17 protein-coding genes are annotated in these 19,002 nt (G+C 72.4%); 15 read left to right on the top strand and 2 right to left on the bottom strand.

What is annotated here, in order from left to right; genetic code table 11:
* The first annotated feature begins 40 nt into the window (after positions 1-40).
* The 4 genes from ACIQU6_RS35815 (at position 41) to ACIQU6_RS35800 (ending at position 4,793) form a co-directional block, all read left to right on the top strand.
* The gene (locus ACIQU6_RS35815; protein WP_403485905.1) at positions 41-1,051 is read left to right on the top strand and encodes an ABC transporter permease; all 1,011 of its coding nucleotides are present in this window, start codon (positions 41-43) and stop codon (positions 1,049-1,051) included.
* Entirely contained in the window at positions 1,048-2,154 is a 1,107-nt protein-coding gene (locus ACIQU6_RS35810; RefSeq protein ID WP_403485904.1) for an ABC transporter ATP-binding protein, read from the top strand. Before ACIQU6_RS35815 ends, ACIQU6_RS35810 begins: the two co-directional genes overlap by 4 nt.
* Positions 2,151-3,263, top strand: coding sequence for an ABC transporter ATP-binding protein (locus tag ACIQU6_RS35805; RefSeq protein WP_403485903.1), 1,113 nt, complete (start codon positions 2,151-2,153; stop codon positions 3,261-3,263). Before ACIQU6_RS35810 ends, ACIQU6_RS35805 begins: the two co-directional genes overlap by 4 nt.
* Positions 3,264-3,362: 99 nt before the next feature.
* A complete protein-coding gene (locus ACIQU6_RS35800; RefSeq protein ID WP_403485902.1) occupies positions 3,363-4,793 on the top strand; it encodes a M1 family metallopeptidase in 1,431 nt (476 codons plus the stop codon).
* A gap of 4 nt (positions 4,794-4,797) precedes the next feature.
* On the opposite strand, the gene ACIQU6_RS35795 is transcribed toward ACIQU6_RS35800, so the two are convergent.
* Positions 4,798-5,433 (bottom strand): trimeric intracellular cation channel family protein, encoded by a 636-nt coding sequence (locus ACIQU6_RS35795; RefSeq protein ID WP_403485901.1) that lies wholly within the window; start codon positions 5,431-5,433, stop codon positions 4,798-4,800.
* A gap of 117 nt (positions 5,434-5,550) precedes the next feature.
* On the opposite strand from ACIQU6_RS35795, the gene ACIQU6_RS35790 reads away from it, so the two are divergent.
* Both ACIQU6_RS35790 and ACIQU6_RS35785 read left to right on the top strand, forming a co-directional pair.
* Positions 5,551-6,399, top strand: coding sequence for a thioesterase family protein (locus ACIQU6_RS35790; protein WP_403485900.1), 849 nt, complete (start codon positions 5,551-5,553; stop codon positions 6,397-6,399).
* A 119-nt stretch (positions 6,400-6,518) separates the two neighbouring features.
* Complete coding sequence (locus tag ACIQU6_RS35785) at positions 6,519-7,688, top strand: cysteine desulfurase family protein (protein ID WP_403485899.1); 1,170 nt, start codon at positions 6,519-6,521, stop codon at positions 7,686-7,688.
* A gap of 30 nt (positions 7,689-7,718) precedes the next feature.
* Here the strand turns inward: ACIQU6_RS35785 and ACIQU6_RS35780 are convergent, their stop codons facing one another.
* Complete coding sequence (locus ACIQU6_RS35780) at positions 7,719-8,444, bottom strand: N-acetylmuramoyl-L-alanine amidase (RefSeq protein ID WP_403485898.1); 726 nt, start codon at positions 8,442-8,444, stop codon at positions 7,719-7,721.
* A gap of 54 nt (positions 8,445-8,498) precedes the next feature.
* Between ACIQU6_RS35780 and mnmA the strand changes: the two genes are divergently transcribed.
* The 9 genes from mnmA to ligA all read left to right on the top strand — a co-directional run bounded on the left by mnmA (position 8,499) and on the right by ligA (position 18,958).
* Positions 8,499-9,656, top strand: a complete 1,158-nt coding sequence (mnmA, locus tag ACIQU6_RS35775; RefSeq protein ID WP_403485897.1) for a tRNA 2-thiouridine(34) synthase MnmA — start codon at positions 8,499-8,501, stop codon at positions 9,654-9,656.
* A gap of 196 nt (positions 9,657-9,852) precedes the next feature.
* Positions 9,853-10,587 carry a VC0807 family protein gene (locus ACIQU6_RS35770; protein WP_403485896.1) on the top strand — a complete coding sequence of 245 codons (735 nt, stop codon included), beginning with the start codon at positions 9,853-9,855 and terminating at the stop codon, positions 10,585-10,587.
* 186 nt (positions 10,588-10,773) lie between these two features.
* Positions 10,774-12,150 (top strand): NADP-specific glutamate dehydrogenase, encoded by a 1,377-nt coding sequence (gene gdhA / locus ACIQU6_RS35765; RefSeq protein ID WP_403485895.1) that lies wholly within the window; start codon positions 10,774-10,776, stop codon positions 12,148-12,150.
* Between the two features lie 100 nt (positions 12,151-12,250).
* Positions 12,251-12,793 carry a TIGR00730 family Rossman fold protein gene (locus ACIQU6_RS35760; RefSeq protein ID WP_403485894.1) on the top strand — a complete coding sequence of 181 codons (543 nt, stop codon included), beginning with the start codon at positions 12,251-12,253 and terminating at the stop codon, positions 12,791-12,793.
* Positions 12,794-12,838: 45 nt separating this feature from the next.
* Positions 12,839-13,528: an SDR family oxidoreductase gene (locus tag ACIQU6_RS35755; protein WP_403485893.1), complete on the top strand. Its 690-nt coding sequence runs from the start codon at positions 12,839-12,841 to the stop codon at positions 13,526-13,528.
* A gap of 60 nt (positions 13,529-13,588) precedes the next feature.
* Complete coding sequence (locus ACIQU6_RS35750; protein WP_403485892.1) at positions 13,589-14,047, top strand: MarR family winged helix-turn-helix transcriptional regulator; 459 nt, start codon at positions 13,589-13,591, stop codon at positions 14,045-14,047.
* Between the two features lie 185 nt (positions 14,048-14,232).
* Positions 14,233-15,621, top strand: a complete 1,389-nt coding sequence (locus ACIQU6_RS35745; RefSeq protein ID WP_403485915.1) for an MFS transporter — start codon at positions 14,233-14,235, stop codon at positions 15,619-15,621.
* Positions 15,622-15,695: 74 nt separating this feature from the next.
* Complete coding sequence (locus ACIQU6_RS35740) at positions 15,696-16,709, top strand: methionine synthase (protein WP_403485891.1); 1,014 nt, start codon at positions 15,696-15,698, stop codon at positions 16,707-16,709.
* A gap of 32 nt (positions 16,710-16,741) precedes the next feature.
* On the top strand, positions 16,742-18,958 hold the full coding sequence (gene ligA / locus ACIQU6_RS35735; protein WP_403485890.1) for an NAD-dependent DNA ligase LigA: 2,217 nt from the start codon (positions 16,742-16,744) through the stop codon (positions 18,956-18,958).
* Positions 18,959-19,002: the final 44 nt, after the last annotated feature.

Here is a 19,002-nt window from a genome sequence, read left to right as displayed (position 1 = left end):
GCCACCCGCTCCCGGCCCGCGGCACCGGCGCCGCATCCCCGTGTTCTCGTACCTCATCCGCAGGTTGATCAGCGCGGTGATCCTGTTGCTGATCGTCAGCGCGGTCACCTTCGGCATCTTCTTCCTGCTGCCGAAACTGGCCGGGCAGACCACCGACCAGCTTGCCCAGCAGTACATCGGAAAGGCCCCCACACCCGCGGACATCGCCGCGGTCAAGAAGAACCTCGGCCTGGACAAGCCCGTGTACGAGCAGTACTGGGAATTCCTCAGGGGCATCTTCGCCGGCGTCGACTACAAGTTCGGCCCGGAGGCGGCCACGTGCCATGTGCCGTGCTTCGGTTACTCCTTCAAGACCCATATCGAGGTCTGGCCGGAGATCCAGTCGCGGCTCCCGGTGACGCTGTCGCTGGCCGCCGGCGCCGCCGTGCTGTGGGTGGTCTCCGGCGTCGCCACCGGCGTGCTCTCCGCGCTCCGCCCCGGCTCGTTCTTCGACCGGGCGGCGATGGGCGTGGCGCTGGCCGGCGTCTCGCTCCCGATGTTCTTCACCGGCGCCCTGGCCCTGGCCCTGTTCACCTACCAGTGGCCGCTCTTCCAACGCAGCGACTACATACCGCTGTTGACGGACCCGGTGGGCTGGGCCCGGACCATGTTCCTGCCCTGGGTCACCCTGGCGTTCCTCTACTCGGCGCTCTACGCCCGGCTCACCAGGGCCGGCATGCTGGAGACGCTGAGCGAGGACTTCATCCGCACCGCCCGGGCCAAGGGCCTGCGGGAGCGCCGGGTGGTGATCCGGCACGGCCTGCGGGCCGCGCTGACCCCGATCGTCACCGTCTTCGGCATGGACCTGGGCCTGCTGCTCGGCGGTGCGCTCATCACCGAACAGGTCTTCTCGCTCAAGGGAGTCGGCGCCTTCGCGGTCGATTCCATCAACGCCAACGACCTGCCGAACATTCTTGGCGTCACCCTGCTCGCCGCGTTCTTCATCGTCCTGTGCAACCTGGTGGTGGACGTTCTGTACGCCGCCATCGACCCGCGGGTGAGGCTCACGTGACCGACTCCTCCGAGGACCAGACCACGGCGACGGGGGAGGCCGCGACGGCCGCCGGGCCCGCCGCCCCCTCCGCCTTCCTCGAAGTGCGCGACCTCAAGGTGCACTTCCCCACCGACGACGGCCTGGTGAAGTCCGTCGACGGGCTCACCTTCAGCCTGGAGAAGGGCAAGACGCTCGGCATCGTCGGTGAGTCCGGCTCCGGCAAGTCGGTGACCTCGCTGGCCATCATGGGCCTGCACCGGGCCTCCCGGCAGCAGCGCAGCAAGGTCCGGATGTCCGGCGAAATCCACCTGGACGGACGGGAGTTGGTCGCCGCCGACCCCGACGAGGTCCGCCGGCTGCGCGGCCGCCAGATGGCGATGATCTTCCAGGACCCGCTCTCCGCGCTGCACCCCTTCTACAGCGTCGGCAACCAGATCGTGGAGGCGTACCGCGTCCACCACGACGTCGACAGGAAGACCGCGCGCAAGCGGGCCGTGGAGATGCTCGACCGGGTCGGCATACCGCAGCCCGACAAACGGGTCGACGACCACCCGCACCAGTTCTCCGGCGGCATGCGCCAGCGCGCCATGATCGCCATGGCGCTGGTCAACAACCCCGAGCTCCTGATCGCCGACGAGCCGACCACCGCCCTGGACGTCACCGTCCAGGCACAGATCCTGGACCTGATCCGCGACCTGCAGAAGGAGTTCGGCTCGGCGGTCATCATCATCACCCACGACCTCGGCGTGGTCGCCGAGCTCGCCGACGACCTGCTGGTGATGTACGGCGGCCGGTGCGTCGAACGGGGCCCGTCGGACCGGGTGTTCGCGTCCCCGCAGCACCCCTACACCTGGGGCCTGCTCGGCTCCATGCCGCGGATCGACCGCGACCAGTCCGACCGGCTGATCCCGGTCAAGGGCTCCCCGCCCAGCCTGATCAACGTGCCGTCCGGCTGCGCCTTCAACCCCCGCTGCCCGTACGCGGACCTCCCCAAGGACAACCTCACCCGCACGGTGCGCCCCGAACTCCGACAGGTCGACGGCCGGCACTTCTCCGCCTGCCACCTCCCGCAACCGGAACGGGACCGCATCTGGACCGAAGAGATTGCGCCGAAGCTGTGACCGAGACGACCCAGAGCACCGAGACGAGCCGGAGCACCAAGACCACCGGGCCCGCCGGGGCACAGGCGCAGCAGGCGCCGCTGCTCACGGTGCGGGGCCTGGTCCGGCACTTCCCGATCACCAAGGGGATCCTCAAGCGGAAGGTCGGCGCCGTGCAGGCGGTCGACGGGATCGACTTCGACGTCTTCCCCGGGGAGACGCTGGGCGTCGTCGGCGAGTCCGGCTGCGGCAAGTCGACGATGGGTCGGCTGATCACCCGGCTCGACGAACCGACCGGCGGCTCGGTCGAGTTCGAGGGCCGGGACATCACCCATCTGTCGCCGGGCCGGCTGCGGCCGCTGCGCCGCGACGTACAGATGATCTTCCAGGACCCGTACGGCTCGCTGAACCCGCGGCACACCATCGGCGGGATCGTCTCCACCCCCTTCCGGCTCCAGGGCGTCACGCCCGAGGGCGGGGTGAAGAAGGAGGTGCAGCGGCTGCTGGAGCTGGTGGGTCTGAGCCCGGAGCACTACAACCGCTATCCGCACGAGTTCTCCGGCGGGCAGCGGCAACGCATCGGGATCGCCCGGGCGTTGGCCCTCAAGCCCAAGCTGGTGGTGGCCGACGAGCCGGTCTCCGCCCTCGACGTCTCCATCCAGGCGCAGGTCGTCAACCTCATGGACGACCTCCAGGAGGAGCTGGGCCTGACCTACGTCATCATCGCCCACGACCTCTCGGTGATCCGGCATGTCTCGGACCGGATCGCGGTGATGTACCTCGGCAAGATCGTCGAACTGGCCGACCGGGACGCGCTGTACGCCTCGCCGCGGCACCCGTACACCAAGGCGCTGCTGTCGGCCGTGCCGGTGCCCGACCCCAGGCGGCGCACCCAGCGCGAGCGGATCCTGCTCAAGGGCGATGTGCCCTCGCCGATCGATCCGCCGTCCGGCTGCCGGTTCCGGACCCGCTGCTGGAAGGCGACGGAGGTGTGCGCCACCACCGAGCCACCGCTGGTGCGCCTGGACACCGGGCACCAGGTCGCCTGCCACCATCCGGAGGAGGCGGCGGACGTCAACTCCGCTACCGAGGGGCAGGGTTCGCCGGGTAAGGGACCAAGTGGTCAGTAACACCTGACGACTTGGCAAAGTCCCGCGTGGCGGGGGACGGGAGCGTGCAGAGTCGGCGCGGTTGTTCATGTTGCATCCGCGTATTCGAAGGGACGGCTCATGGCACTCTCCCGTTCTGCGCGTCGCACCTCCCGACTGCTGGCCCTGGCCACCGCCGTGGCCGCGGCCGCCTCGCTCGCCGCCGCCCCGGGGGCGGTCGGCGCGGCACCGCACCCGACCCCGGGCGCCCCCGGCATCGGTGACCCGTACTTCCCGAACCTCGGCAACGGTGGCTACACCCCGCTCCATTACGACCTGGGCGTCAGCTACCACCCCGACTCCGGCCGGCTCGACGGTCGCACCACCCTGACCGCCCGGGCCACCCAGGACCTCTCGACGTTCGACCTGGACCTCCAGAAGCTGACCGTCGACCGGGTCAGGGTCAACGGCCGGCCGGCCCACTTCTCCAGAACCGGCGACGAACTGGTCGTCCGTCCGGGCCGCGCCCTGCCGCGCGGCGGGCGGTTCGCGGTGACCGTCGTCTACCACGGCGTCCCCGAGCCGCTGAGCGGCCCGATCGTCTTCGGCTCCAAGTACGGCTGGATGAAGACCAAGGACGGGGTGTTCGTCGCCTGCGAGCCCAACGCGGCCTCGACGTGGTTCCCGTCCAGCGACCACCCGGCAGAGAAGGCCACCTACGACATCCACATCGACGCCCCCAAGGGACTGACCGGGGTCTCCAACGGGCGTCTGGTCGGCTCCGGCGAGCGCGGCGGCCGCGCCTGGTACCACTGGCGGGAGAGCCGCCCGATGGCGCCGTACCTGGCGACCGCCACCATCGGGAAGTTCACGGTGCGCACCGGCACCACCCCGGGCGGCACCCCGATCTACGTGGCCATCGACCCGACCCTGCCCACCGGCAAGGTCGACGTCTACGCCGTCACCGCGGCGGCCACCGACTACTGGTCGAAGCTCTTCGGGCCGTACCCGTTCGAGGAGACCGGGGCGATCGTGGACGACATGCCGGAGGCGGGCTTCTCCCTGGAGGTGCAGTCCAAGCCGGCCTACTCCGCGGTCCGCAACGAGACCACCATCGTCCACGAGTTGGCGCACCAGTGGTTCGGCGACTCGGTCTCGGTCAAGCAGTGGAAGGACATCTGGCTCAACGAGGGCTTCGCCAGCTACGCCCAGTGGCTGTGGGCCGAGCACCGCGGCACCAGCACCGCGCACGACGCGTTCCGCAAGGCGTACCGGTCGGTGCCGGCGGACGACCCGTTCTGGAAGATCACGGTCGCCGACCCGAAGCGGGACACGATGTTCTCCCAGGCGGTCTACCAGCGTGGCGCGATGACCCTCCAGGCGCTGCGCGAACGCATCGGCGACCGGGCGTTCTTCCGGCTGCTGCCGGCCTGGACCGCCCGGCACCGCTACGGCAACGCCGACACCGCCGACTTCGTCGCGCTGGCCGAGAAGGTCTCCGGGCGGCGGCTCGGGGCCTTCTTCCACACCTGGTTGGACACCCCGAGCCGCCCGGCGCTGCCGGGGGAGTGACCGGCTAGCCGGCGTCCCGCTCCGCGCCCCGGCCGCGCAGTTGCCGCGGTCGGGGCAGGTGCAGTCCGAAGTAGACCGCGCCCATCCGCAGGCCGAAGACCAGCGCCGCCGAGACCATCGCGGCGACGGAGGCGCCGGTCCCGAGGCGGTACATCAGGAGGTAGCAACAGGCGCCGGCGAGCGCCGCGATGGCGTAGACGTCCTCGCGCAGCAGCAGTGGCGGGAACTCCCCGCACAGCACGTCGCGGATCACCTCGCCGGTCACGCCGGTGAGCACCGCGAGGACGATCACCGCGAGCGGGGTGACGCCCGCCGAGATCGCCGCGCGGGCGCCGATGACGGTGACGACGGAGAGCCCGATCGCGTCCACCACCAGCAGCGACTTGCGCGGCAGGGACCAGAACCGCAGGTACACGATGGTGCCCACGCCGACGCAGATGATCACCGTCAGCAGTACCCAGTCGTGCGTCCAGTACAGCGGCCGGCGGTCCAGGATCACGTCGCGGAGCGTGCCGCCGGAGATGGAGGCGGCGAACGCGAGGACCAGGCCGCCGAACGGATCCATGTTGGCGCGGTAGGCCGCCAGCACGCCGCTCGCGGCGAAGGCCGAGATCCCGACCAGGTAGAGCACATGAAGCATGCGGTCATGATGGCAGCCGCGGAGTGGAGCACTCCGCTCGCGGGCTCCGCCCGACTCCCGTCCCGGTCCTTGAAATTGACACTACCGGTCGGTAATCAATCCGTGTAGCGTGCCGCCATGGCAACGGTGACCGTAGGAAACAGCGAGTTCGACCGCGACACCGCGGTCACCCGACGCGCCCCCGGCGTCTACGCCGCCGACCTCTCCGCGGGCTGGACGATCATCAACGCGGTCAACGGCGGCTACCTCCTCGCCCTGCTCGGCCGCGCCCTGGGCGACGCGCTCCCGCACCCGGACCCGCTCACCGTCACCGCCCACTACCTGACGGCGTCCGTGCCCGGCCCGGCCACCGTCCGCACCGAGGTGGTCCGCACCGGGCGCACCCTCTCGACCGGCACCGCCACCCTCGTCCAGTACGCCGACGACGGCACCGAGGTCGAGCGGATCCGGGTGCTGGCCACCTACGGCGACCTCGCCGCCCTCCCCGACGACGTCCGCACCACCGCCAAGCCCCCGGCCATCCCGCCCTACGAACACTGCCTTGGCACGGACAGCGCCCCCGACGGGCGGCCGGCCATCCCCGGCAGCACCGCGATCGCCGGGCGGTTGGACATCCGGCTCGACCCGGCCACCGTCGGCTGGGCGGTGGGCGCGCCGTCCGGCAAGGGCGAGATGCGCGGCTGGTTCGGCCTCGCCGACGGCCGCGACCCGGACCCGCTCTCCCTCCTTCTGACCGTGGACGCACTGCCGCCCACCGCCTTCGAGTTGGGACTGCGCGGCTGGGTCCCCACCGTCGAGCTGACCTGTCACGTCCGGCACCGGCCGGCCCCCGGCCCGCTCCGGGTCGCCATCACCACCCGCAACCTGGCCGGCGGCTTCCTGGAGGAGGACGCCGAGGTCTGGGACTCCGCGGACCGCCTGGTGGCCCAGTCCCGCCAACTGGCCCGCACGATCCTGGCGAAGTGAGGCGGGGGCGCGCGACGCTTCCGGTCGGGGCGTGCGCCCTGGCCCGGAGCATGCGCCCCGGGGCGATGCGCCCCCGCGCGGGGTACGCGCCCCGGGGCGGCTCGTAGAATCAGCGCACCATGGTTTACCTCGACCACGCCGCCACCACTCCGATGCTCCCGGAGGCGGTGCAGGCGATGACCGCCCAGTTGACCGTCACCGGCAACGCGTCCTCGCTGCACGCCGCCGGCCGGCGCGCTCGGCGCACCGTCGAGGAGGCGCGGGAATCGCTCGCCGCCTCCTTGGGTGCGCGCCCCAGTGAAGTCGTCTTCACGGCGGGCGGCACCGAGGCCGACAACCTCGCGGTCAAGGGCCTGTACTGGTCCCGCCGGGCGGCCGACCCGGCCCGCACCCGGATCCTGGCCAGCCCCGTCGAACACCACGCCGTCCTGGACGCCGTCGAGTGGCTCGGCGAGCACGAGGGCGCCACCGTCGACTGGCTGCCGGTCGACCCGTACGGCCGGGTGTCCGCCGAGGCGCTGCGGGAGGCCGTCGCCCGCAACCCCGACGACGTCGCGCTGGCCACCGTCATGTGGGCCAACAACGAGATCGGCACCGTCCAGCCGGTCCGCGAACTTGCCGAGGTGGCACGGGAGTTCGAGGTCCCGCTGCACGCCGACGCGGTGCAGGCGGTGGGCCAGCTGGAGGTCGACTTCGCCGCCTCCGGGCTCGCCGCGATGACCGTCTCCGGCCACAAGATCGGCGGCCCGTACGGGATCGGCGCGCTGCTGCTCCGCCGGGAGCACGCCCCGGTGCCGGTGCTGCACGGCGGCGGGCAGGAGCGGCACGTCCGCTCCGGCACCCTCGACACCCCCGCCGTCGCCGCGTTCGCCGCCGCCGGTCGGCACGCGGTGGCGCACCGGGAGGAGTTCGCCCGCGAGATCGGCGCGCTCCGCGACGACCTGATCAAGGCGGTCCGGGCGGCCGCGCCCGACGCCATCCTGGGCGGCGACCCGGACCCGGCCGGCCGCCTCCCGGCCAACGCCCACTTCACCTTCCCCGGCTGCGAGGGCGACTCCCTGCTGCTCCTCCTGGACGCCCAGGGCATCGCCTGCTCCACCGGGTCGGCCTGCACCGCCGGCGTCGCCCAGCCCAGCCACGTCCTGCTGGCGACCGGAATGTCCCAGGACCTCGCCCGCGGCACCCTCCGCTTCTCCCTGGGGCACACCTCCACCGCCGCGGACGTGGCGGCCCTGGCCGAGGTCATCGGCCCGGTGGTGGAGCGCGCCCGGGGAGCGGGGCTCAGCTGAGCCGTCCGCCGGGTCCCGTCGCCGGCGCGGTCAGGCACGCCCCGTAGGGCGGCGCAACTCCGCCCGGACCAGGGCGAGATAGCGCGGCCAGTCCCAGTGGGGGCCGGGGTCGGTGTGGTCCGTGCCGGGGACCTCGACGTGGCCGACCAGGTGCTCCCGGTCGGCCGGGATGTCGTAGCGGCGGCAGATCCCGGCCGCCAGCCGGGCCGAGGCGGCGTACATCTCCGGCGTGAAGGACTCCGGCCGGTCCACGAACCCGGCGTGCTCGATCCCCACGCTGCGCTCGTTGTAACCGCGGTTGCCGGCGTGGAAGGCCACGTCCAGCTCCCGGACGGTCTGCGCGACGTGTCCGTCGCCGCGGACGACGTAGTGCGCCGACGCCGCGTGGAAGGGGTCCCGGAAGACCTTCAGCGCGGTGGCGAAGCTGCCCTGGACGACGTGGACGACGATCCGGTCGACGGGGTAGTCGTCCGGGCGGCTGGCCTGCCGGTAGTTCGCCGGGGACGCCGCCGACCACTGCGCGCCGGCGAAGTCGACCTCGCCCTCCTTACGGGGCCGGCTGTTCCCCGGCAGCCGCCACCACCAGCGCACCAGCTCCTCGCGGCCCGCGACCGCCGCCGCCCCCGCGGCCACCACGGCACCGCCGCCGAGCAGCAGCGCCCGGCGCCGGGACGGCCCGGCGCCGCCCGGCCCGCGCCCCCGCTCCGCGCCCGCGGGCCGCCGCGCCCCGCCACCCGCCCCGTCCGTCGCCGTCATGTCTTCCACAACGCTTTCCGGGCGCTCCAGGGTTCCGTCTACTCTTGAGGGGCTATGACTGATGCCGCCGCCCCCCGCCGCCTCCGCGTCCTCGCCGCCATGTCCGGTGGTGTGGACTCCGCCGTCGCCGCGGCCCGCGCCGCCGAGGCGGGCCACGACGTCACCGGCGTCCACCTCGCGCTCTCCGAGAACCCCAAGTCGTTCCGCACGGGCGCCCGCGGCTGTTGCACCATCGAGGACTCCCACGACGCCCGCCGCGCCGCCGACGTGATCGGCATCCCGTTCTACGTCTGGGATCTGGCCGAGCGCTTCCGCGAGGACGTGGTCGAGGACTTCATCGCCGAGTACGAGGCCGGCCGCACCCCGAACCCCTGCCTCCGCTGCAACGAGAAGATCAAGTTCGCCGCCCTGTTGGACAAGGCGCTCGCCCTCGGCTTCGACGCGGTGTGCACCGGCCACTACGCCAAGGTGATCCTCCGCGAGGACGGTTCCCGCGAGCTGCACCGCGCCGCCGACATGGCCAAGGACCAGTCCTACGTCCTCGGCGTGCTCGACGACCGCCAGTTGGCGCACGCCATGTTCCCGCTCGGCGACACCCCCACCACCAAGGCCGAGATCCGCGAAGAGGCCGCCCGCCGCGGCCTGTTCGTCGCCAAGAAGCCCGACAGCCACGACATCTGCTTCATCGCCGACGGCGACACCCAGGGCTTCCTCGCCAAGCGGCTGGGCGCCGCCGAGGGAGACATCGTCGACGAGTCCGGCGCCAAGCTGGGCACGCACGAGGGCGCGTACGGCTTCACCATCGGCCAGCGCAAGGGTCTGCGCATCGGCACCCCGGCCGCCGACGGCAAGCCGCGCTACGTCCTGGACATCTCGCCGGTGGACAACACCGTCACCGTCGGCCCGGCCGCCGCCCTGGACGTGACCGCGCTCACCGCGATCCGCCCCCGCTGGTGCGGCCGCCCGCCGGAGTCCGGCGAGGCCGTCTACACCGCCCAGCTCCGTGCCCACGGCGGCGAGACCGAGGTGCGGGCCGAGGTGGTCGACGGCGCCGAGCTGCGGGTCTCCTTCGCCGAGCCGGTCCGCGGCGTCGCGCCCGGCCAGGCGATCGTGCTCTACGACGGCACGCGGGTGGTCGGCTCGGCGACGATCGCCACCACCACGCGGCGCAGCACCGCCGCCGCGGGTGCCCCGCGGCAGCAGGCCGGCTGACCCACCACCTCCGGAGCCTCCGCACCGGCTGCGCCCGCGGGTCCGTTCACCGCCGCCGACCCGGGTGCCACCCCTGACAAATGTCACGGTCAAGTCGGGACAGTTGGAACTGCCGGCAGGGCCCCGCGGTGCCCGAGGCTTGGGGTGTCCGGCACGGCGCCGCAGTCGCCGTGCACCGCCCAACTCGGGGGAGTCCGTGGTGAGTCGACAACCGTCCGCCGGCGGCCAGCTCGTCAAGACCCTGGCACCGCTGGTCCTGGACCTCGGCATTCCGCTGGCGTCGTACTACGTCCTCAAGAACGGCTTCGGCCTCGGCGACGTCGCCGCGCTGGCCTGGAGCAGCGTCGTCCCGGCGCTGCGCACCGTCTGGAGCCTGGTCCGCGAGCGGACCGTCAACGGCCTCGCGGTGCTGATACTCCTGGTCAACGTCGCGGGGTTGGCGACGAGCACGATGACCGGCGATCCGCGGCTGATGATGGCCAAGGACAGCGGCGTCAGCAGCGTGATCGGGCTCGCGGTGCTGTTCTCGGTGTGGCGGGGGCGGCCGTTGATGACGGCGGGGCTCAAGCCGTGGGTGACCAAGGGCAGTTCGCAGGGGACGGCCGCATGGGACCGGCTCATGGCGCGCGGGGCGCGGTTCCGGCGGCTGGAGCGGCGGTTCTCGGTCATATGGGGGAGCACGCTGCTGGTCGAGTGCGTGGTCAAGGCCGCCGGCGCCTATCTCGTCCCGGTGCACACCATGGTGTGGTTGGGCACGGTGCTGACGGTGGTGGCGCTGCTGTTCGCCATGGTGGTCGCCGGCGGTGCCGCCGCCGAGCCGATGGAGCGGATGGTCAAGGCGGAGGCCGCGGCCGGGGGCGGCGCGGGCGTGGCCCCGGGCGCCGAGGCGGACGCCGGGAGGGACACCGTCGCCCAGGCGGCCGGCGTCTGATGCGGAGCAGCGTCGGGGAGTTGGGGAAATCGCGTGAGGATCGGCGTGCCGAGCCCCCCGCCCTCGATCCGGCGGGCAGCGGCGCATAAGGTCGGCGATGCGACGGGACAACCAAGCCCGCGTCGACGGTTCAACGGCGATCCGGACGGCACGCGGCTTTCGTCGGCCACGAAGGGAACGGAAGTCATGTCGACTGTTCAACCTGAGGTCACGCCCGGCGGTCTCACCGCCGAGTTGGCGTCCCTGCACGCCGAGCTGATCCGTCGGAATCCCGGTGAGGCGGAGTTCCACCAGGCGGCCCTGGAGGTCCTGGAGACCCTGGCGCCGGTGCTGACGGCCCGCCCCGAGTTCGCGGACGCCAAGGTCCTGGAGCGGCTGGTCGAGCCGGAGCGGCAGATCATGTTCCGGGTGCCCTGGCAGGACGACGCGGGCCGGATCCGGGTCAACCGCGGCTTCCGGGTGGAGTTCAACGGCGCGCTCGGCCCGTACAAGGGCGGCCTGCGCTTCCACTCGTCCGTCAACCTCGGCATCGTGAAGTTCCTCGGCTTCGAGCAGATCTTCAAGAACGCGCTGACCGGGCTGAACATCGGCGGCGGCAAGGGCGGCAGCGACTTCGACCCGCACGGCAGGTCGGACGCCGAAGTGATGCGCTTCTGCCAGTCCTTCATGACCGAGCTGCACCGCCACCTCGGCGAGCACACCGACGTACCGGCCGGCGACATCGGCGTCGGCGGCCGGGAGATCGGCTACCTCTTCGGCCAGTACCGCCGGATCACCAACCGCTGGGAGGCCGGCGTCCTCACCGGCAAGGGCCTGGAGTGGGGCGGTTCCAAGGCCCGTACGGAGGCCACCGGTTACGGCAACGTGCTCTTCACCGAGGAGATGCTCAAGCAGCGCGGCGAGGAGCTGGACGGCCAGCAGGTCGTCGTCTCCGGGTCCGGCAACGTCGCGATCTACACCATCGAGAAGGCCCAGGCGCTCGGCGCCCAGGTGCTGACCGTCTCGGACTCCGGCGGCTACGTCGTCGACGAGAAGGGCATCGACCTCGCGCTGCTCAAGCAGATCAAGGAGGTCGAGCGGGGCCGGGTCGCCGACTACGCCGAGCGGCGCGGCGGTTCGGCCCGGTACGTCGCCGGCGGGCGCGTCTGGGACGTGGCCTGCGACGTGGCGCTGCCGTCGGCCACCCAGAACGAGCTCGACGCGGACGCCGCCCGCATCCTGATCCGGGGCGGCGTCAAGGCGGTCTCCGAGGGCGCCAACATGCCCACCACCCCCGAGGCGGTGGCGCTGCTGAAGGAGGCCGGGGTGGCCTTCGGCCCGGGCAAGGCGGCCAACGCCGGCGGCGTGGCGACCAGCGCGCTGGAGATGCGGCAGAACTCCGGCCGCGAGACCTGGTCGTTCGAGCGCGCGGAGGGCGAACTCGCCGCCATCATGCGCGGGATCCACGACATCTGCTTCCAGACCGCCGAGCGCTTCGGGCTGCCCGGTGACTACGTGGCGGGCGCCAACATCGCCGGCTTCGAGCGGGTCGCGGACGCGATGCTGGACCAGGGCCTGATCTGACGGCCGCGCCGGGCCCGGTGGGAGCGCGCCGCACCGCCGGGCCCGGCGCGCTCCCGTGCGCCCGTGGGGTGCCCGCCCGGCGCCCCGTAGGGTGAGCGGCATGAATATCTGCGTCTTCTGCTCCGCCGCCGACCTCGATGACCGTTATGTCAAGCCCGCCCAGAAGTTCGCCGAGTTGATCGGTAAGGGTGGTCACGCCCTGGTATGGGGTGGTTCGGACACCGGGCTGATGAAGGTCATGGCGGACGGTGTCCAGGAGGCCGGCGGCAAACTCCTCGGTGTCTCCGTGGAGTTCCTGGCGCACAAGGCGCGCGCCGACGCGGACGAGATGGTCGTCACCAAGGACCTCGCCGAGCGCAAGGCGCAGCTGCTGGCGCGCGCCGACGCCGTGGTCGTCATGGTGGGCGGCACCGGCACGCTCGACGAGGCGACCGAGATCCTGGAGCTGCGCAAGCACGGGATGCACGGCAAGCCGGTGGTGCTGCTGAACACCGCCGGGTTCTACGACGGCCTCAAGACCCAGTTCGAGCGGATGGAGGCCGAGGGCTTCCTGCCGATCCCGCTGACCGAGCTGGTCTTCTTCGCCGAGGACGGCGCGGGCGCGCTGGCCTACCTGGAAGAACAGGTCGTCGTCGAGGGCTGACCCGGCCCCGCGTCCCGGGGAAGGGCACGCCGTAGGATCGTCCCCATGGGTACGCACTTGATCACAGGCGCCGGTTCGGGCATCGGAGCGGCGGTCGCGCGGCGGCTGGCCGAGCGCGGCGAGGAGCTGTGGCTGCTGGCGCGGGACGTCGGTCGCGCCAAGGAACTGGCCGAGCGGTTCCCGGGCGCCCGCACCCTCGTCGGCGACCTCGCCAACCCCGAGAAGCTGGACTGGGCCTTCGGGCAGCAGGCGCTGCCGGAGCGGCTCGACTCGCTCCAGCACATCGCGGGCGTCATCGAACTGGGCGCGGTCGGCGACCTGCCGGCCAAGGCGTGGCAGCGGCAGCTCGCCGTCAACCTCGTCGCGCCCGCGGAGATCACCCGCCTGCTGCTGCCGCTGGTGCGGGTGGCCCGCGGCGACGTGGTCTTCGTCAACTCCGGTGCCGGGCTGGCCGCGAACGCCAACTGGGGCGGCTACGCGGCGAGCAAGCACGGCCTGAAGGCGCTGGCCGACTCGCTGCGCGCCGAGGAGCACGACAACGGCGTGCGGGTCACCTCGGTCTACCCGGGGCGCACCGCCACGCCCATGCAGGAGGCCACCCACCAGCAGGAGGGCCTGGACTACGACGCGTCCCGGTGGATCGACCCGGAGTCGGTGGCCACGGCCATCCTCACCGCGATCGACCTCCCGCGGGACGCCGAGCTCAAGGACGTGGTGGTCCGCCCCGGCCGTTGACCGCAGCCCCGGCCGCCCCTCGCCCCCGTGCACCGCACGGGGGCGACGTACGCTTCAGGGGTGACCACGTCGAGGCCGAGCACCGAAGCGAAGAACCCCGCCGCGGCCGGGTGCGGGTTCCGGGAGATCCGGGGCCTCGTCACCGAGCTGGGCCGCCGCATGGACGCCCACCAGCGCGGCCGGATCGCGGAGTTGGACCTGACGCCGACCCAGGCGAAGGCCCTGGAGGAGCTGGGCGAGCCGAGGACCGCGCGCGAGTTGGCCGCGGTGCTGTGCTGTGAGCCGCCCAACGTCACCTATGTCATCTCCAAGTTGGAGAAGCAGGGGATGGTGGTCCGCCGGCCGCATCCCGCGGACGGGCGGGCCAAGCAACTGGTGCTGACCGAGGCCGGCCGGGAGCTGCGGCTGGACCTGCTGCGCCGGATGGGCACCGCGTCGCCGTTGGACCACCTCTCCCACGCGGAGCGCAGCGCGCTCCGCGACGAACTCCTCAGGGCGCTGGACCGGACCGCGTCCTAGGGCGCCGATCCGACCGACCCTTCCTACGGCCCCCGGGCGCAACCCGGGGGCCTTTGGCGTGAGTTGTGCCGCTTGTCCCTGGGGGTCGCCGGCTAGGCACCGGCGCTTGGTATCGCTTCCGTAAAGTTATAGCTGTAACTATCGCCCACGGTGAATAGGTACAGCTATAACTAATTCCATGATCACTGAGACCGCCGCGCCGCACGGCGAGCACCCCGACCCGCCCCGCGCCCGCCCGCGGCGGCGTCCAACTCGTCGTCCTGGCCCTCGGGTTCGTGATGGCGAGCCTGGACACCGGCATCATGAACGTCGCCGCGCACGACCTCCGGGACCGGCTCGGGCTGACCATGTCCGGCCTCACCTGGGTCGTCGACGGCTATGTCCTCGCCTTCGCCGCGCTGTTGCTGCTCGCCGGCTCGCTGGCCAGGCGGTACGGCGCCCGCCGGATCTACCTCGTCGGGCTGGCCGTCTTCACCGCCGCGTCCCTGCTCGGCGCCGCCGCACCGGGCGGCACCGCCCTCACGGCGGCCCGCTTCGCGCAGGGGGCCGGCGCCGCGCTCTTCATGCCGAGCTCGCTGTCGCTGCTGATGAACGCCTTCCCGGAGCCGGCCCGCCGGGCGAAGGTGCTCGGCGTCTGGTCCGCGATCGTCTCCACCTCCGTCGCCCTGGCGCCCACCCTCGGCGGCCTGTTGGTGGGCACCCTGGGCTGGCGCAGCATCTTCCTGGTCAATCTCCCCATCGGGATCGCCGGGCTGCTGCTGACGCGCCGGGTCATCGCGCCCACCCCGGGCGGCGGCGCCCCGCTCGGCGGCGCCGGGCACGTCCTGGGCCTGCTCGCCCTCGGCGCGCTCAGCTACGCCCTCATCGAGGGGCCCGCCGCCGGCTGGACCGCGCCCGGCGTGCTGGCCGCGGCCGCCCTCGCGGTGCTCGCCGCCGCCGCGTTCGTGCTCCGCGAGCGCACCGCCCGCACCCCCGTCCTGCCGGTCGCGCTCTTCGCCGACAGCCGCTTCAGCGCCGCCAACGCGGTCGGCTTCCTCTTCAACTTCGCCTTCTACGGCGCCCTGTTCGTCCTCGGGCTGTTCCTCCAGACCGGGCGCGGCGCGAGCGCGGTGGCGGCCGGCCTGGCGATGCTCCCGGCCGTCCTGGTCATCCCGATCGGCAACGTCCTCTACACCCGGATCGCCCCGCGCACCGGCAACCGGGCCGCGCTCACCGCCTCCCTGGCGCTCTCCGCCGCCGGTTACCTCCTGCTCTTCCTGGTGCTCTCCCCGGCGCTCCCGTACTGGACGATCGCGGCGGTGCTGGCCGTCGTCAACCTCGCCAGCGGCGTCGCCTCCCCGGCGATGACCGGCGTCCTGATGGAGTCCGCCGGCCGCGCACACGCCGACATCGGCAGCGCCACCCTCAACGCCAACCGCCAGGTCGGCTCGCTGGTCGGCATCGCCGGCATGGGCGCCGTGCTCACCGGCGCGGGCGACGCCCACCAAGGGGCCGGCCACGCCTTCGCGTTGACCGCGCTGGCCCTGGTGCTCGCCGCGGCGGTGAGCCGGCTGGGCCTGCGCGCACGGGGCTGACCTGCGGGCGGCCGGCGGTGGGCCGGGTAGGGCCGGCAACCCCCGCCCGGCCCGCCGCCGCATACCCTTCCGTGGTGAGCGAGAACAGCAGGCACAAGTGGACCGCGGGCGCGGCCACCGGCATCGGGTCGATGCCGGGCGGTGACGCGCGCGAAGCGGCGAAGACCGTCACCGGGTCGCTGGAGGACTTCCCCTATCTGCCCGAGCTCCCCGCCCGGGGGCCCGGCGCCGACATGATCGGGCGCACCCTCGGCATGCTCGTCGAGCTCTACGCCCATGTGGAGCCCAGCGGTTGGCGGATCAGCGACCGGCCCGGCCGCGACACCCGCCGGGCCCGCTCCTGGCTCGGCGAGGACCTGGACGCCCTGGAGGAGTTCACCCAGGGGTACACCGGCCCGCTGAAGGTCTCCGCGGTCGGCCCCTGGACGCTGGCCGCCAGCCTGGAACTGCGCAACGGCGAGGCGGCGGTCGGCGACCCCGGCGCCTGCCGGGACCTCGTGGCCTCCCTCGCCGAGGGGCTGCGCGGCCACCTCGCGGAGGTCCGGCGCCGGGTGCCGGGCGCCGACCCCGTCCTCCAACTCGACGAGCCGTCGCTGACCGCGGTGCTCCGGGGGCGGATCAAGACCGCCAGCGGCTACCGCACCCACCGGGCGGTGGACCGGGCGGTCGTCGAGGGCGCGCTGCGCGACCTCGTGTCGGCGGCCGACGGCGCGCCCGTCGTCGTCCACTCCTGCGCCCCCGAGGTGCCGTTCGCGCTGCTGCGGCGGGCCGGCGCGGCGGGCGTCTCGTTCGACGCCGGGCTGCTCACCGAGCGTGAGGACGAGGTGCTGGGCGAGGCGGTCGAGGGCGGTACCGCGCTGTTCGCGGGCGTGGTGCCGGGCGTGGACGGCCCATTGTCAGACCCTGCCGGTAGCGTCATGGGTGTTCGGACGCTGTGGCGCAGGCTGGGGCTGGCGCCGGGGCTCCTCGCGGAGTCCGTGGTGGTCACCCCGTCGTGCGGCCTGGCAGGCGCCTCGCCCGCCTATGCCCGCGCGGTCCTCGCCCACTGCGTCCGGGCGGCGAGGTCACTCGCAGACAACCCAGAGTGACCGTTCACGACAGGACACGGGAGGACAAGACGGTGGCTGGCGAACAGCACGCAGCGGCATCGGAGGTGCCGGCCGCGGCGCGGGAGAAGCACGCCCGGCTCGCTGAGGAGGTCGAGGAGCACCGCTTCCGGTACTACGTGAAGGACGCCCCGGTCGTCAGCGACGCGGAGTTCGACAAGCTGCTGCGCTCCCTTGAGGCCCTGGAGGCGGAGCACCCCCAGCTGCGCACCCCGGACTCCCCGACCCAGAAGGTCGCCGGCTCCTACGCCACGGAGTTCACCGAGGTTGCCCACCGCGAGCGGATGCTCTCGCTGGACAACGCCTTCGACGACGAGGAGTTGTCGGCCTGGGCCGACCGGATCGCCACCGAGCTCGGCGGCGACGCCAAGAGCGCCGGCTACCACTTCCTGTGCGAGCTCAAGGTGGACGGCCTCGCGGTCAACCTCACCTACGAGCACGGCCGGCTCACCCGCGCCGCCACCCGCGGCGACGGCCGCACCGGCGAGGACATCACGCCCAACGTCCGCACCATCGCCGAGATCCCACACCGCCTGGCCGGCGACGAGGTCCCCGACCTCGTCGAGATCCGCGGCGAGGTCTACTTCCCGATGGAGAAGTTCCTCGAACTCAACGAGCGTCTGGTGGCCGACGGCAAGCCCCCGTTCGCCAACCCCCGTAACGCCGCGGCCGGTTCGCTCCGCCAGAAGGACCCCAAGGTCACCGCCACCCGCCCGCTGCACATGGTGGTGCACGGCCTCGGCGCCCGCGACGGCCTGGAGATCGCCCGCCTCTCCGAGGCGTACGACCTCCTCAAGGCATGGGGCCTGCCCACCGCCTCGCACAACCGCGCCGTCCAATCCCTCGCCGCCGTACGGGAGTTCATCGCCCACTACGGCGACCCGGAGACCCGCCGCACCGCCGTCGAGCACGAGATCGACGGCGTGGTGGTCAAGCTGGACGAGATCCCGCTCCAGGGCCGGCTGGGCGCCACCTCGCGCGCCCCGCGCTGGGCGATCGCCTGGAAGTACCCGCCGGAGGAGGTCAACACCAAGCTGGTCGACATCCGCGTCGGCGTCGGCCGCACCGGCCGGGTCACCCCGTACGCCGTCGTCGAGCCGGTCACCGTCGCCGGCTCCGAGGTGGAGTTCGCCACCCTGCACAACCAGGACGTGGTCAAGGCCAAGGGCGTCCTCATCGGCGACACCATCGTCATCCGCAAGGCGGGCGACGTGATCCCCGAGATCCTCGGCCCGGTCGTGGACCTCCGGGACGGCACCGAGCGGGAGTTCGTGATGCCGGCCGAGTGCCCCGAGTGCCAGGCGCCGCTGACGCCCGCCAAGGAGGGCGACATCGACCTGCGGTGTCCCAACGCCCGGTCCTGCCCCGCCCAGATCCGCGAGCGGCTGTTCTACCTCGCCGGCCGCAAGTGCCTGGACATCGAGAACTTCGGCTATGTCGCCGCCACCGCGCTGAGCCAGCCGCTGGAGCCCACCGAGCCGCCGCTGCACGACGAGGGCGGCCTCTTCGACCTCTCCGTCGAGGAGCTGCTGCCCATCAAGTCCCATGTCCTCGACCCGGATACGGGCCTGCCCAAGCGCGACCCGAAGACCGGCGAGGAGAAGGTCGTCACCTTCTTCGCCAACCAGAAAGGCGAGCCGAAGAAGAACACCCTCGCCATGCTGGAGAACATCCAGGCCGCCAAGTCCCGTCCGCTGGCCCGGATCCTGACCGGTCTCTCGATCCGCCACGTCGGTCCGGTGGCCGCCCAGGCACTGGCCCGGGAGTTCCGCTCCATCGACCGCATCCGGGACGCTGGCGAGGAGGAACTGGCGGCCGTGGACGGCGTCGGCGGCACCATCGCGGCCTCGCTCAAGCAGTGGTTCGCGGTGGACTGGCACCAGGAGATCATCGAGCGCTGGCGGGCCGCCGGCGTCCGAATGGAGGAGGAGCAGACGGGCGAGGCGGGCCCGCGGCCATTGGAAGGCGTCACCGTCGTCGTAACGGGCACACTTCAGTCACACACCAGAGATGGCGCGAAAGAAGCGCTGCAGGCTCTCGGTGCAAAGGTGACCGGATCCGTTTCCAAGAAGACCGGATTCGTGGTGGTGGGCGACAACCCCGGTTCGAAGTACGACAAAGCCATGCAGTTGAAGGTCCCCGTGTTGGACGATGATGGCTTCGCTGTGCTGCTGGAGCAGGGTCCTGAGGCAGCAAGAGCGGTAGCTGTCACTCCGCCTGAGGAGGAGTGAGGTGTCACCCCATCGGCGCATACCAGATTGATCCGGGAGGCCGG

The organism is Streptomyces sp. NPDC090442 (genome assembly GCF_044769405.1).
Taxonomy (GTDB): domain Bacteria; phylum Actinomycetota; class Actinomycetes; order Streptomycetales; family Streptomycetaceae; genus Streptomyces.
This window is presented reverse-complemented; position numbering and strand designations above follow the sequence as displayed.